Below are 14,590 nucleotides of genomic sequence, written 5' to 3' on the forward strand. Positions count from 1 at the left end.
AAGCTAATCATTATGGACGAGCCGACGCGCGGAATCGACGTCGGCGCGAAACAGGAGGTCTACAACATCATATCCGGACTGGTGGAGCAGGGGATCGCGATCATTCTGGTCTCCTCCGAGCTGCCGGAGGTGATGGCCCTGAGCGACCGGATCTGCGTCGTCAGGAACGGCCGGATTGTCTACGAAACGCCGCCGGACGCCACCACCCAGGAGGACCTGATGGCTTACGCGTTCGGCGTGAAATCTTAACATGCGATTGGTGAGGGTAAAGTCTATGAAGGATAACAAATGGTCGCGGGTGTTGATTGACGCCCTGACAAAAAGCAACAAAGCCGCGTTGATCGTCGTGCTGTTAAGCGTGGTTATGGCGTTTTTGACGCCCACCTTTCTGAGCAGCTACAACCTGCTCAACGTCCTGAGGCAGGTCGCCGTCACGGTCATCGTGGGGGCGGGCTTCTGCATCATCATCGCCTGCGGGGACCTCGACCTGTCGGTCGGATCGGTCATGGCGCTGGTGGGCGTCGTGCTTGCAAAGCTCATGGTAGCGGGGGTTCCCGTGCCCATCGCGATCGCGGCCGGCATTGCCACCGGCATGTGCTGCAGTTCCATCAACGCGTTTTTCATCAATACCTTTAACGTACCGGGATTCGTCGTGACAATGGCGGTTTCCAACATCCTCCGGGGAGTCGTCTACCTGATGACCAACATGAGCCCGATCATCGGCCTGCCCGCGTCGTTCAATTTTATCGGGCAGGGCAGAATTTTGGGAATCCCCGTATCGGTCATCATCATGCTGGTAATGGTCGCGCTGGGGACCTTCGTCCTGCGGCGGACCAAGGTCGGCAGGCACGTCCTGGCGGCGGGCGGCAACCGGGAGGCCGCGAGGGTCTGCGGTATCGACGTCAAAAAGGTCCGGTACCAGGCGTATCTGATCATGGGGTTCTGCGCGGCGGTGGCCGCGGTGGTCCTCACGGCCAGAACCGCCTCCGCGCAGGTGGGCGCCGGCCAGAATATCGAGCTGGACGCGATCGCGGCGTGCGTGATCGGCGGGACGCCTTTGAGCGGCGGCGCGGCGACCGTCGTGGGCACCGTATTCGGCTGCCTCGTGGTCGGCGTCGTGAACAACGGCCTCAACCTGCTCAGCGTCAATTCCAACTGGCAGTTTGTCGTTAAGGGAGCCCTGCTGATCATCGCGATCATCACGGACGCGCTCTCCACGAACCTTTTGGCGAAGAAACAGACGAGGACACATTGATGAAGGAGGATTTCTGATGAAGGTCGGATTACAGTTGTATACGGTCAGGGACGCGTTCCGCGCGGACCCGCGGGGAACCTTGGAAAAGATGGCGGAGATCGGTTACCATTACGCCGAGCTTTTTAACCACAACGCGGACCGGGAGATCGCGTGCTTCGGGTTCAGCGCGGCGGAGATCGGGAAGCTGTCGGAGGAGACGGGCGTCAAAATCGTCAGCGGGCATCTGGGATGCTATGAGCGCGCGAAGGAGATGATCCGCGACCGGGAGCTGATGAAACGGACCGCCGGGTACTATGCCGAAGCGGGCTGCGAATATATGGTCCTGTCGGCGGAGTACTTCACCTCGAAGGAGCAGGTGTATTCAAGCTGCGAGGCCTACAACGCGGTCGGGGAGATCTGCCGGGAGAACGGGCTTTCATTTTTGTACCACAACCATTTCTGGGATTTTAAAACGGTGGAAGGAAAGCCAATTATGGACATCCTCGTCGAGCGAACCAACCCGGAGACGGTTGGGATCCAGGTCGACGCCTACTGGGTGAGCAGGGGGATGATCGATCCGGTCGAGGTCGTCGGCAAGTATGGAACGCGGGTCAAATGCCTGCACCAGAAGGATTTCCCGGAGGCGGAAATCGAACATATGGACATCTGGAAGAAACTCGACAAGGACCGGTTCGTCCTGCCCGACGCGGTGGACCGCGCAGTGAAGCACAGCGAATTTACCGAGATCGGCACGGGAGTGCTCGATATCCAGGGACTGATCGACGCGGGAAATTCCGTCGGCGCGAAATACGTCTTTCTCGAGCAGGACTACAGCAGCCTGGAGACCTTTGAGAGCATTTCGGTCAGCCTTTCCAACTACCGGAAGATGCGCGGACTGGAGCTCTGAAGACGGGGGGAACCCCAAAGGGGGATGAGTGGACATGGTAAAGGTAGGCGTGATCGGCTGCGGAAAGATTGCGCAGGTCCGGCACCTGCCGGAATATGAAGAAAACGGAAACGCCCTTCTGGCGGGGCTATATGACATCCACCGGCAGCGCGCGGCGGACCTGGCCCGGACGTACCGCTGCGCCGCGTATGAAACCTGCGAGGACCTGCTGGGGAACCCGGAGATCGACGCGGTCAGCGTCTGCGCCGCAAACCACGCCCACGCGGAGCTCACGGTCGCGGCGCTGAGGGCGGGCAAACACGTCCTGTGCGAAAAGCCGATGGCGATGACCTATGCCGACTGCGAACGGATGGTCCTGGCCGCGCGGGAAAACGGGAAGATCCTGATGGTCGACCACAACCAGCGGTTTGCGAAGGCGCACCAAAAGGCCCGGCAGCTGCTCAAAGAGGGAGCCATCGGGGAGCTTTTGACCTTCCGCACCACGTTTGGGCACGGGGGACCGGAGACCTGGAGCGTCGACCCGGGAAAGGACGTCTGGTTTTTTGACAGGCAAAAGGCGTGCATGGGGGCCATGGGCGACCTGGGCGTCCACAAGACCGACCTGATCCAGTATCTGACCGGCCGGAAGATCGTCCGCGTCATGGCCCAACTAGGCACGCTGGACAAGCGGGACGCCGCCGGCGTTCCCATAGGCGTGGACGACAACGCGGTCTGTATCTATACGCTGGAGGGGAACGTGATCGGTACGATGACCGCCAGTTGGACGCATTACGGCATGGAGGACAACTCCACCGTCCTCTGCGGGACCGGGGGGATTATGCGGATCTACGAATCCCCCGACTGCGCGATCCGGATCGTCGGCAGGGACGGCGGGGAGGTCCTGTATCGGATCGACGGCATCCAGACGAACGACCGCCAGACGAATTCGGGCGTGATCGATCATTTTGTGGAGTGCGTGGAAACGGGCGCGCAGCCCGAGTCGAGCGGGGAAAGCGCGCTCCGGGCGATGAAGGCCGTTTTCGCGGGAATGGAATCCTCCCAGTGTGGAAGAAGCATCTCAATAGAATAGGAGCGTCGGAATGAAACTTGGATTTGTAAGTTCGATCCTCGGGCAGCTCGATTTCCTCGAAATGATGGAAGCCGCCCGGGAGATCGGATTTCAGTGTGTGGAGGTCGCCTGCTGGCCGAACGGGAAAGCGGAGAGGCGCTATGCGGGCGTGAGCCACATCGACGTCGTAAACCTGGACGGCGCCGCCGCGGGGGAAATCGCGGAGTATTGCCGGAAAACGGGGGTGGAGATCTCCGCGCTGGCCTTCTATCCCAACATCCTGGACGGCGACCCCGACAGGAGAAAGGCGAACATCGCCCATCTCCGGCAGGTCATGCTTGCGAGCCGCGCCCTCGGCGTCAATATGGTCACGACATTCATCGGCCGGGACCAGGCGAGGACGGTGGAGGAGAACCTTGAGATCGTGAGCGAGGTGTGGCCGCCCATCGTCGCGTTTGCGGAGGAACTGGATGTCAGGATCGCGATCGAAAACTGCCCGATGCTTTTCGGCGCGGACCAGTGGCCGGGCGGGCAGAACCTGATGACCACCCCGGCGGTCTGGAAACGGATTTTTGAGATTCTCCCAAGCGCGCATTTGGGAATCAATTACGACCCGTCCCACTTCATCTGGCAGATGGTCGACTACATCCAGCCGCTGTATACCTTCCGGGACCGCATCTTCCACGTCCACTGCAAGGATATCAAGCTCTATCCCGAAAAGCTGAACGAAGTCGGGATCATGGGGTATCCGCTGGAGTATATGACGCCGAAAATCCCGGGGCTGGGAGATGTGGATTGGGCCAGATACCTGTCGGCGCTGATGGACATCGGTTATGACGGGAACGTCTGCATCGAGATCGAGGACCGGGCGTTTGAAAGCTCGGAGGAAAAAATTCTGGACGCCCTGCGGCTGAGCAAGAGGTATCTGGAACAGTTTATCGTTTGACAACGCGACAGGCGCGCCTGGGATGGAAGAACCCTTCCATCCCAGGCGCGCCTGTTTTTGGGGCTTTGCAGGCTTGCGCCACGCGTGAACTGGCATCCGGCGGCGGGGGCGTTTTTACTGTCTTTTTACGGCAACCTGATCGTTTTCCTTGCATTTCTCTGTTATGCTTCCCCTGTCCAAACGCAACATGACGAAAAGATGGAGGAATTAAGCATGGATTGGAAACGCCCACTGGCACTTACCCTGGCCGCCGCCGCGGCCTGCACGCTGGCCGCGTGCGGCAGCCCCTCCGCGCCCGCCCCGGAATCCGTATCCGCCCCCGCGGCGGGTTCCGTTTCCCAGGTGGAGAGCCGGGCTCCCACGGCGTCCCCCGAGGCCCCGAAATATGTCTTTCTGTTCATCGGCGACGGGATGCGCTATCCCCAGATCCAGTCGGCCTCAGATTTTCTGGGCGCGATCAATGACGGGGACTACTGGATGGCACAGCCCAGCCTGGACGACAACCAGGGGGCGATCCTGGACGGCCCCGAGTACCTGAACTTCATGAACTTCCCGGTCGCCGGCTCCGCGGTCACATATGATTCCAACAGCTTTGCCCCCGATTCCGCTTCAACCGCCACCTCGATCTCCACCGGACACAAAACCTATTCCGGCACCATCAACATGGACGAAACGGGCACCGTCGCCTTTGAGACGATCGCCGAAAAGCTCCATGACCAGAAGGACTGGGAGATCGGCGTGATCACATCCGTCAACCTCAACCACGCCACCCCCGCCGCCTTCTACGCCCACCAGCAGAGCCGCAGCAGCTACTATGAGATCGGCCTGGAGATGATTGCGTCCGATTTCGATTACTTTGCCGGCGGCGGCCTGCTCAAGCCCACCGGCTCGGACGGGGACCTGGAAAACCTCTACGACCTGGCCCGGGACGCCGGCTATACCGTGGCCATGACCCGCGCCGAAGCGGAAGCGGTAAACGCCTCCACCGATAAGGCGGTCATCATCGACGAGCACCTTGCGGATTCCGACGCCATGGCCTATGAGCTGGACCGGACGAATGAGATGATGTCGCTCGCCGACTATGTCTCCAAGGGGATTGAGGTCCTGGAAAACGACAAGGGCTTTTTCATGATGTGCGAGGGCGGCAAGATCGACTGGGCCTGCCACGCCAACGACGCGGCCTCCACCATCCGCGACACGCAGGCGCTGGCTGACGCCGTCCAGGTGGCCGTCGACTTTGCCAAAACGAAACCGGAGGAGACGCTGATCATCGTCACCGGCGACCACGAAACCGGCGGCATGACCATCGGCTTTGCCGGCACCGATTATGACACCTATCAGGATCTGCTGGAAAGCCAGAAGATCTCCTACGCCAAATATGACAGCGATTATGTGGCCGCCTACAAGGAGCAGAAGACCTCCTTTGAGGAGGTGCTGGCCGACGTGGAGGAGCTCTTCGGCCTGAAAGCCGCGGGAGAGGAAGGCGACAAGCTGGTCCTCACCGAGTACGAGCTTTCCCGGCTCCGCGCCGCCTATGAGAAGAGCGTCAACGAGACGCCCGCCAGCCGGTACGAGCAGGAGGAATCGGTGCTCTACGGCACCTACGAACCTCTGAGCGTCACCATCACCCACATCATCAACAATAAGGCGGGGATTTCCTTCACCTCCTACAGCCATACCGGACTGCCCGTGGCCGTACTGGCCGACGGCGCCGGCGCCGAGGCCTTCCAGGGGTATTACGACAACACCGAGGTTTACAACAGACTGGCCCGGATGCTGGACGTCCAATAGTCCGCGTTTCTCTCACTTCATAGCCGGGGGGCGGATGCGGCTCCAAGCCGCATCCGCCCCCCGGTCTGGAAAGGATATTCCCGGCCATATGAAAAAAACACCCAATCGTTCGACCCGGCTCCGGTACCACGCGCCCGTGATGCTCTGCGCCGCGCTGATCGCCGTCCTGCTTCTCCTGCCCACGGGATTTGAGGGCGCCGTCCAATATCAGGAGGCCGACCGCTGCCCCGCCCGCGTGCTGGCGGTGGACGACAGTTCCATCGTCGATAACGGCCTGGTCCGCTCCGGGGAACAAATCTGCACGCTCGAGCTGTTGGGGGGAAGGTTCCGGGGACAGACCGCTTCCGGCGTCAACCTGCTCAACGGCTCGCTGGAACAGGACAAGATCTTTGTCCCCAGGGATAAAGCCATGGTGGTGGTCAGCTTCACGGGGGATGCGATCCGCTCCGTCACGATGGTCGACCACTACCGCATCGGCAAGGAAATCCTGCTGGCCGGCGTTTTTGCCGTCTTTCTGGTCCTCTTTGCCGGGCGTACCGGCGTGCGGGCCATCGCCTCCTTTGTCCTGACGGTCCTCATGCTGTGGAAGCTGCTGGTTCCCCTTTACCTGAAAGGGTACGATCCCGTTCTCATCGGCCTCGCGGTCACGCTGCTCCTCACGCTGCTGATCATCGCGCTGGTTTACGGCTTTGACCGCCGCTGTGCCGCCGCCGCATCCGGCGCGTTCCTCGGGATTTTGGCAACCTGTGTGCTGGGGGTCCTTTTTACCGGCCTCTTCCAAATTCACGGAGCGGTCATGGCCTACTCCGAAAGCCTGCTCTACGGCGGCTACCAGCACCTGAGCCTGACCCGCATCTTCATGGCGGCCATCTTTATTGGGGCGTCCGGCGCGGTGATGGACCTGGCGGTGGACATCACCTCCGCGGTGAACGAGGTGGTGGAGAAGCGCCCCGACATTTCCCAGTGGGAGGCGGCGCGCTCCGGGATGAACGTGGGCCGGGCCGCCATGGGCACCATGACCACCACGCTGCTGCTGGCCTACTCCGGCGGCTATGTGGCCCTGCTGATGGTGTTTATGGCCCAGGGCACCCCCATCCATAACATCCTCAATTATAAATATGTGGCCGCCGAAATGATCCACACGTTGGTGGGCTCCTTCGGGCTGGTTACAGTGGCTCCGCTCACCGCCCTGACCAGCGGCTTCCTGCTGGCCGGGCGAGCCGCGGAGGAACCCCCGGGCCGATAACAGCGTGGCCCGGCGATGCAAAACAGCGGCCGGTGATGCCGCGATCCGACGGCCCGTAAATTTTGAAAAAGTGAAAAAACCCGCATGACAGCCATCAAACCGGCTTGTCATGCGGGTTTTGTACCAATGCGGCAAAATTGCTTTTTTCGCACTGCAAGAGATCGGAAGGAAAGAGATGTGTGAAGGGAAAACCATCAGGGTTTTCACCTTCACGCCGAACGAAGCAAACGGAGAACCCGCCCGCAGGCGGCGCCAAAAAGAAGCAGCCAGTCGAAAGACTGGCTGCTTCTTTTTGGCGGAGATGGAGAGATTCGAACTCTCGCGCCCGTTTCCAGACCTACTCCCTTAGCAGGGGCCTTAAAAGTGCCTATATATGCGGTTTTGCTGGCAATTTGTTGTCAGTATGTTGTCAGTAAAATGAAGTTAATGCGGCGATAAGAAGGCGGCCCGCCGTCCAAGTTTACACCATGCGAATCTCTATCCGACAAGCCGGGACACGGGTACCCCCAGCGCCCAGGCAAGGCTTTCAATCACGTCCGAAGTCGGGTTGGCGGCGCCGCATTCGATCGCGCTGATTGTGCGCACGCACACCCCCGAAGCAAAAGCAAGCCGTTCCTGCGACCATCCCAATTCCAATCTGCTCATTTTGACATTCACTCCTATTGTCGTCGATAACATGACGCGTTCCCTTTCTGCGGACCGCCTCGTTCGATTCTACTATAATGTGTATGGCCTGCCAACACTTTCCGCTTGTTTTCGCGCCCGGTCCGTCCTACAATAAGAACATACGTTCTGATTCGAGGAGGTGGCCCGATGGACCGCACGATTTTACACTGCGACTGCAATTCCTTCTATGCGTCGGTGGAGGCGCTCCACCGGCCCGCCCTGCGCGAGAAACCCCTTGCGGTCGGCGGCGACGTCGAGCAGCGCCACGGCATCATCCTCGCCAAAAACGACAGCGCCAAACGGTATGGCGTCAAGACCGGGGAGGCGCTCTGGCAGGCGCGGCAGAAATGCCCCGGTCTGGTCATCGTCCCGCCCGACTATCCGCTCTACCTGCGGTACAGCAGGCTCTGCCGGGAAATCTTTATGGAGTACACCTCGCAGGTGGAGCCCTTCGGCATCGACGAGGCATGGCTCGACGTGAGCGGAAGCACCGGCATCTTCGGCGGCGGGCCGCAGATCGCGGAGGAAATCCGCCGCCGCATCCGGTTCGAGCTGGGAATCACCGTCAGCATCGGCGTGAGCTGGAACAAGATTTTCGCAAAGCTCGGCAGCGACTACAAGAAACCGGACGCCGTCACGGTCATCAGCCGGGACAACTACAGGGAAATCGCGTGGCCCCTCCCCGCCTCCGACCTGCTGTATGTCGGTCCGGCCACCCGCCGCAAGCTGGCGTCCCGGCAGATCACCACCATCGGCAGGCTTGCCGCCGTCGATCCCGCGAACCTGCGCAGGTGGTTCGGCAAGTGGGGCGACGTACTCTGGGCGTTTGCCAACGGCGAGGACCGCGCCGCCGTCGCGGAATTCGACGAACTGGCCGTGATCAAATCCATCGGAAACAGCTGCACCGCCCCCCGCGACCTCGAGGACGACGGGGACGTCGGGCTGGTCCTGTGGGTGCTGGCCGAGAGCGTCGCCGCAAGGATGCGGGAACAGGGGTTCGTGGGGCAGACGGTGTGCATCAGCGTCCGCGACCGCGGTTTGCAGAGCTTCACCCGGCAGCGGAAGCTGCCGCATCCCACCTGCCTGTCTTCTGAGATCACCGCCGCCGCCATGGAGATTTTCCGGGCAAACTACCGGTGGGATGAACCGATCAGAAGCATCGGCGTATCGGTGACGGATTTTTCGCATGACGATATCCCGGTGCAGCTCGACATGTACGATGACTATCAAAAGCGGGAGGACCTGGCCGAGATCGAGCGGACGGTCGACGGCCTGCGGCGGCGGTTCGGCAACGGCTGCGTGCGGCGGGCAACCCTGCTGCGGGACACGGACCTGACCGGCTTCGACCCGAAGGCCGACCACATCATCCATCCGGTCGGATATTTTTAAAGGAGACGCTGTGCAATGAACGATCTGGCGCGTAAGGTCTACGTGCGTGTCAACGCCACCTTCGGCACGGACGGAAGCATCTCCCCCGAGGTTATCGAATGGGAGGACGGGACACAATATCAGGTGGAACGCGTCCTCGACGTGCGCCGCGCCGCGTCCATGCGGGCGGGCGGCAGCGGCATCCGCTATCAGGTACGGGTCGTGTGGGACACGCCCGAAGGGCAGCCCGCATACGCCGTCAGCTACGTCTGGCGGGAGGACGACAATAAATGGTTTGTGGAGGCGAAGAACTGATATGTGCGGACGGTACAATTTCAGTCAGGAAGAGAGCGACGAAATCCGGGAGATCGTCCGGGAGGTTGAGCGGCGGCAGCGCGGAGAATTCAAAATGGGGGAAATCTACCCGACCAACGTCGCCCCGGTGCTCGTCGCCGGGGACGACCGACCCGTGCCCGAGCTGCTGGCGTGGGGGTTCCCGCGCTTCGATAAAAAGGGAGTGGTCATCAACGCCCGCGCCGAGACGGCCCCGGACAAGCCGATGTTCCGCAAGTGCCTCGAACAGCGCCGCTGTGTGATCCCGTCCACCGGCTTCTACGAGTGGGCGGCGGACAAGACCAAATACCGCTTCCGCCTGCCCGGTGAGGATGCGCTTTACATGGCGGGGCTCTACAACGAGTTCGCCGGGGAACCCCGCTATGTCATCCTGACCACCGCCGCGAACGAATCCATCGCCGACGTCCACAACCGGATGCCGGTGGTGCTCCCCCGCGCGAGAATCGCGGAGTGGATCGGCGGCCTCGGGGCCGCGATGGAGATTCTCCGCGCGGTTCCGCCAATGCTGGAACGGACCGCTTCATAAATCAATCCTCCCGCTAAAGCGGGAGGATTTTTGATATTCATCAGGGTAAAATATGCCCGAGGTGATCGTATGGCAGTATCCCGCAAAGGCGCTATGCGGCAGCCGGTGTTCAAGGGATTGCGCGACGATAAAGATCCATATGGGTGTACGACTTCCGACTAAAAGGAGTCGTACTATATTGATTTTCCACACATATTAGATATAATTGATATATCTGTAGATTTTTGCCATTTGAGGTGACGTTATGGTCGACAAACTAATGCAAATTCCATCTGACCTATGGATAGGAATCGTCATTTCAATCGTAGGTTCTTTCGTCACGTTTCTTTTGACAAAAATAAAGCCTCACGATAAAGATTTATTGCGACAGCAGTTGGAAAAAGTTTATGCGCCTCTATATAATACCCTTAAGTGCGATACGGTTTACAACTTTCCCAGTTCTCTATCTGAGTCGTTTTTTATGAAACGTACTACTAAGCCCCCCTTCAATTATACTTACAGTGAACTACAGAACTGCTGTAATAAAATGTCATCCCTAATGCAGAAAAATATATTCCTTTTTCCGGAAATACTATTAAATAACTTAAAAGAATTTTGTCAACATGCAAAAATCATGTCGCAGGAGGATATAACTACAAAATCCTCACTTTTTTTGACTCAATATGATACATACGTAAACCTATGCTACATTGTAATATCAAATTATAATTATGCAAAAAACAAATTAGGATATCCCAAATGTTCTAGTAATTCATTGTTTGCGTTTAAATATTATGATTTCAATACTAAGAAAGAAATCATAAAAGTAATGGCCATGTCATTTATAGCCATAATACTTCTTGTCGGACCGATCGTAATAATTTTTACTAGGATAGTTTTTAGTGAGGATTCCCTTCTGTGGTTATATCGTTTGCTTTTATGGGCATTCTGTTTTATTATTATACTTTTGGCTAGTCTCTCTAGAAATGTCCTCAAGTATAAATATGGAACAAAAAGCGATGCGATTGGATTAAAAGTGCTCTTGAAAGAACTGGCGAGAAGTGTTCAGAAAAAGAACATAATTCAACTTATTATGGATTTAAGAAATAAGAAAATAAAACTTTGGTATTAGGGCGGGGTGCCTAGCCCCGCCCAGCATTTATTTAAATGCCATATTTAGAAATATCGGTATCATGCATCCGCCAATCGCCGCAAGAATCCCCAGAATCAGATTCAGTTTGGTCTTGATCACGGCGAAACTCACCTCCCCGTCGCCAAGCCGCCCGTCGTACTCGTCAAACTTTTTGGATACCCGATGCTCCAGCTCCACGAGCCGGTCGCACGGGACATTTTTGTCACAATCCATGTCTACACCCCCAATATCATCCTGATCTTTTCGATTGCCTCCCCGGTTGCGTCGTGAGCGGCTTGCAAGGCCGAGTAAGCGGCCTTCAGCTCTTCTGTCGGGATTGTTACCGTCTCTTCCTCCGGGGCCTCTGCGGGCTTGTCCTGCGTGCTGGGCGGTGTCCATCCGTTGAGCCGGTGCGCCCGCATGATCCCGGGGTAATCCCGGTAGCACTCGTTGATATCCACCGGCACGCTGATCCCCGGGCACGTCCCTCCGCCTGTCCGCTGCCACATGCCATACACTCCCTGGTAGGTGCAGCAGGGCGCGTATTGCGCCACCCACTTGTCATAGGCGGTAAGCTGCCCCGCGTCCACCCAGTAATCGAGCCAATCCTTCGAGGCGTACAGCCCCGCATAATAACCCGCGTCCTGGAGCACGCCCAAAAACGCCTTTGCCATGTCGGTGCGAAGCTGCTTTCCCTTACCCACGCCCCAAGCGTTGCCGCAGGGGGACTCGTATTCCTGGTCCATGTACACCGGGTATGTGGGGCGGAGGCCGTCAAGCACCTTGACGAATGCCCGCGCCTCCGTCCCGGCCTCGTCAACCGTCACCGCATCGCTCCACCAGTACGCGCCCCAATCGAGACCGGCCGCGAGTACGGCGGGGAGATACCTGCCCTTGAAGGTTTGCATCTCCCGCAGCCCTTGCCCCGCCTTGATGATCACATAGCTGTAGCCCGCCGCCTTGACCTTGGCAAAGTCGATATCGCCCTGGTGGGACGAGATATCAATCCCCCGTGCGATCACATCAGCCATTGCCCGCCTCCGTATCCTTGTGCGGCGTCTCGTAGGTCATGGCCCTCACGCTGTCATTCACGCCCGAGGTTGTCGGGTCGGTCAGGGCATTGAACACGCTGACGAGCACGGAAACCACCACAACGGGATTCTGCACCGCGCGCAGGAGCACCTCACCGATCGACGCCCATGTCGTCATGTCCTCCCACGCGAGGCCGAAGTACGCGAGGATGGGCAGGACGACGGCGCAGGCCATCTGCGCCCACCAGAGCGGGTTCTTGATTCGGACTGTCCAGTTGATTTTCATATGTAGCAGCTCCTTTCACCTGTGCCGCCGAAGGGCGGCATTTTTGCGTTATTCTGCTTCCTTTTGCCGTTGGTCGTCGTCGGGGGCGTCGACCTCTGTCCACACCTCGGAACTCCCCGTGATCACGCAGGGCTGAGTGATCGTGCCGTTCGTCAATGTTTTGCCCTCGGCGGAAATCAGGCGCACCATGGGAGTCAATGTGTATGCTTCTCCATTCGCGAACGTCTGGGGTTCGGCTCCCGGCGCGAGGTCGATCGTGCGCGTCGGCGTCTTCATCCGGTACGTGTTCAAGACCTGCATTTCATCACCTCAGATATGTAATGGTCGCGTTCGTCGCTCCCCACGGCGCGCCTGCTACTGCTCCTTCTGCAAAATCACATACGATGCTTGTAAGGTTTGTACAATTTGTAAAAACATAATCCCCAATTGTTTTTAGATTCCCACCAAGGCGCATCGTTCGCAACGAATTACAGCTATTGAACGCGGCAGACCCAATCGTTGTTACACTCTCCGGGATTTCTTCTATCAACAATTTTTCACAAAAGCGAAACGCATATGAACCTATATTAGTAAGGTTGGGCGGCAAAGATTCAAGTGCTAAATTAGAGCAACCGTCAAACGCAGCACTGCCAATATCAATCAGTCCTTCCGGAAGTGAACTTAAAGGCATCTTCTTACAACCATAAAAACCTTTTGTATCAACAACTTTCACTTTTGATGGAATCGAAGTAATGTCTAAATTTGCACAGCCATGAAAAGAGTACTGGTATATTCTATCTATACCTGATGGGAGATAATTCAGTGCCAGTAACGGGCAATTATAAAAAGCATAGTTATCAATCCTCGCTACTGTTTCGGGCAACGATGTAAATGCTACTTCGGTCGAATAGAACGCGTATCTTCCTATCGAGGTTATGCCTTCTGGCAATTGATCAATTTTTATCGAACTATAATTATAGAAAGCGAATGGCCCAATGATTTTGACGCTATCGGGTATAGTAAGTTTTTTTTGACTGAACCCGTCCCGTTCGATTAATGTTTTCAGGCTGTCTTTTGCATCATCAGTTGGGCTTCCGCCAGCTATTGTCCCTACACCGTCCGCAAGCTCCTGAAATGTCGCAACATCCGCTTCTTTGGAAACCGTTCCGCCCATGTCGCTGATCGCGGTTTCCACCAATGCTTTACCGTCAGCGACAGACGTAAAATCCTCTTGCAGTTTGGTGACGTCATCCTTTAACAGTCCCGTGTTATAGAGCGCCTCATTAGCCATATCGTTCGCCATACCGCTACGATCTATCGCTTCGCTGACACTACTTAGAAGTTGTTCTGTAATCATTCGTCTGTCACCGGATAAAACATCCCAACCGGATTCTTGCTCATTCCACATTATCTTATCGCCAGAATAAATACCCATCCGGGGGAAGTCGTTATATACTTTGAATACAAACCCCGGTTTAACACTAGGGGTATGTATTTCTCCGATGTCCTGCACACAACCAATAAAGCACAAGGCGTTTCTAATGTTCGTTGGGATATTTGCAAGGATATTGTAAAACTGGTCTTCCCCGAAATCTGCCCCGTGCTCCTTCACTTTCTGATAAGCATCTGCACCGGGTTCTCCCTGCGGCCCGGTGTCGCCCTTCGGCCCAGCGGGGCCGGGGATTCCTTGCGGTCCAGCTTCTCCCGTCGGTCCTGGAGGCCCAGCGGGTCCGGGTTCTCCCTTCGGCCCCGGAGGCCCCTCCGCTATGATCTGCGCGGTTATGGCCGCCTGCGGTTCAATGGCTCCGATCAACTCATTCATCCGTGATTTCCTCCATGACCCGAAAGCTGCTTGGCGGGATGATCGTCGTCACCCTGCCGCTCGCATAGGTCAGCTGCACGTCGTATTTGTATGCCCCAAAATCAAGCGCCTTGGTGTCTTCCGGAGTGATCTCGATCACGGCCTCCCCTTTGCCGCCGAAGTCGGTCACGACCTTCTGCATGAGTTTTTCATCCGCGTTCGGGCTCCACTTGACTGTAAAATACACGGTGTCGCCTCTCTCAAAAGGATGCAGGGAACCGTCCGGGTTCTTACAC

16 protein-coding genes and 1 pseudogene are annotated in these 14,590 nt (G+C 57.5%); 10 read left to right on the plus strand and 7 right to left on the minus strand.

The genetic code is table 11. The features are described from left to right. The 7 genes and pseudogenes from ACZO3G_RS12810 to ACZO3G_RS12840 all read left to right on the plus strand — a co-directional run. Positions 1-249, plus strand: a pseudogene (locus tag ACZO3G_RS12810) (D-xylose ABC transporter ATP-binding protein); the annotation flags it as partial. A 25-nt stretch (positions 250-274) separates the two neighbouring features. Next, positions 275-1,255 (plus strand): ABC transporter permease, encoded by a 981-nt coding sequence (locus ACZO3G_RS12815; protein ID WP_276872889.1) that lies wholly within the window; start codon positions 275-277, stop codon positions 1,253-1,255. 16 nt (positions 1,256-1,271) lie between these two features. Continuing rightward, positions 1,272-2,141, plus strand: a complete 870-nt coding sequence (locus ACZO3G_RS12820) for a sugar phosphate isomerase/epimerase family protein (RefSeq protein ID WP_276872887.1) — start codon at positions 1,272-1,274, stop codon at positions 2,139-2,141. Between the two features lie 34 nt (positions 2,142-2,175). Continuing rightward, the gene (locus ACZO3G_RS12825; RefSeq protein ID WP_276872885.1) at positions 2,176-3,210 is read left to right on the plus strand and encodes a Gfo/Idh/MocA family protein; all 1,035 of its coding nucleotides are present in this window, start codon (positions 2,176-2,178) and stop codon (positions 3,208-3,210) included. A 10-nt stretch (positions 3,211-3,220) separates the two neighbouring features. Next, a complete protein-coding gene (locus ACZO3G_RS12830) occupies positions 3,221-4,135 on the plus strand; it encodes a sugar phosphate isomerase/epimerase family protein (protein WP_276872883.1) in 915 nt (304 codons plus the stop codon). 213 nt (positions 4,136-4,348) lie between these two features. Beyond that, the gene (locus ACZO3G_RS12835; protein ID WP_276872881.1) at positions 4,349-5,926 is read left to right on the plus strand and encodes an alkaline phosphatase; all 1,578 of its coding nucleotides are present in this window, start codon (positions 4,349-4,351) and stop codon (positions 5,924-5,926) included. 88 nt (positions 5,927-6,014) lie between these two features. Beyond that, positions 6,015-7,172 carry a YibE/F family protein gene (locus tag ACZO3G_RS12840; RefSeq protein WP_276872879.1) on the plus strand — a complete coding sequence of 386 codons (1,158 nt, stop codon included), beginning with the start codon at positions 6,015-6,017 and terminating at the stop codon, positions 7,170-7,172. Positions 7,173-7,649: 477 nt separating this feature from the next. On the opposite strand, the gene ACZO3G_RS12845 is transcribed toward ACZO3G_RS12840, so the two are convergent. Next, positions 7,650-7,850 (minus strand): helix-turn-helix domain-containing protein, encoded by a 201-nt coding sequence (locus ACZO3G_RS12845; RefSeq protein ID WP_353939263.1) that lies wholly within the window; start codon positions 7,848-7,850, stop codon positions 7,650-7,652. Positions 7,851-7,985: 135 nt separating this feature from the next. Here ACZO3G_RS12845 and dinB point away from each other — a divergent pair, with 135 nt between their 5' ends. From dinB to ACZO3G_RS12860, 3 genes are read left to right on the plus strand one after another with little or no spacing between them, the layout of a single operon-like run. Beyond that, positions 7,986-9,227 carry a DNA polymerase IV gene (dinB, locus tag ACZO3G_RS12850; RefSeq protein WP_276872871.1) on the plus strand — a complete coding sequence of 414 codons (1,242 nt, stop codon included), beginning with the start codon at positions 7,986-7,988 and terminating at the stop codon, positions 9,225-9,227. Between the two features lie 15 nt (positions 9,228-9,242). Beyond that, on the plus strand, positions 9,243-9,521 hold the full coding sequence (locus ACZO3G_RS12855; protein ID WP_101549058.1) for a hypothetical protein: 279 nt from the start codon (positions 9,243-9,245) through the stop codon (positions 9,519-9,521). Position 9,522: 1 nt separating this feature from the next. Next, positions 9,523-10,086, plus strand: a complete 564-nt coding sequence (locus ACZO3G_RS12860; RefSeq protein ID WP_101549056.1) for an SOS response-associated peptidase — start codon at positions 9,523-9,525, stop codon at positions 10,084-10,086. Between the two features lie 1,138 nt (positions 10,087-11,224). Here ACZO3G_RS12860 and ACZO3G_RS12865 read toward each other — a convergent pair. From ACZO3G_RS12865 to ACZO3G_RS12890, 6 genes are all read right to left on the minus strand, one after another. Beyond that, a complete protein-coding gene (locus tag ACZO3G_RS12865; protein WP_276872868.1) occupies positions 11,225-11,431 on the minus strand; it encodes a hypothetical protein in 207 nt (68 codons plus the stop codon). Between the two features lie 2 nt (positions 11,432-11,433). Beyond that, positions 11,434-12,228, minus strand: coding sequence for a glycoside hydrolase family 25 protein (locus ACZO3G_RS12870; RefSeq protein WP_276872866.1), 795 nt, complete (start codon positions 12,226-12,228; stop codon positions 11,434-11,436). Next, positions 12,221-12,514: a phage holin gene (locus ACZO3G_RS12875; protein WP_486847309.1), complete on the minus strand. Its 294-nt coding sequence runs from the start codon at positions 12,512-12,514 to the stop codon at positions 12,221-12,223. The genes ACZO3G_RS12870 and ACZO3G_RS12875 overlap by 8 nt, the downstream gene beginning before the upstream one ends. A gap of 48 nt (positions 12,515-12,562) precedes the next feature. Beyond that, positions 12,563-12,814, minus strand: coding sequence for a hypothetical protein (locus ACZO3G_RS12880; protein ID WP_302822514.1), 252 nt, complete (start codon positions 12,812-12,814; stop codon positions 12,563-12,565). A 4-nt stretch (positions 12,815-12,818) separates the two neighbouring features. Next, positions 12,819-14,315, minus strand: coding sequence for a collagen-like protein (locus ACZO3G_RS12885; RefSeq protein ID WP_302822513.1), 1,497 nt, complete (start codon positions 14,313-14,315; stop codon positions 12,819-12,821). Next, on the minus strand, positions 14,308-14,590 hold a 283-nt coding region (locus tag ACZO3G_RS12890; protein WP_486847310.1), incomplete at its 5' end, for a hypothetical protein. The genes ACZO3G_RS12885 and ACZO3G_RS12890, both read right to left, overlap by 8 nt.

The organism is Anaerotruncus sp., from assembly GCF_057433415.1.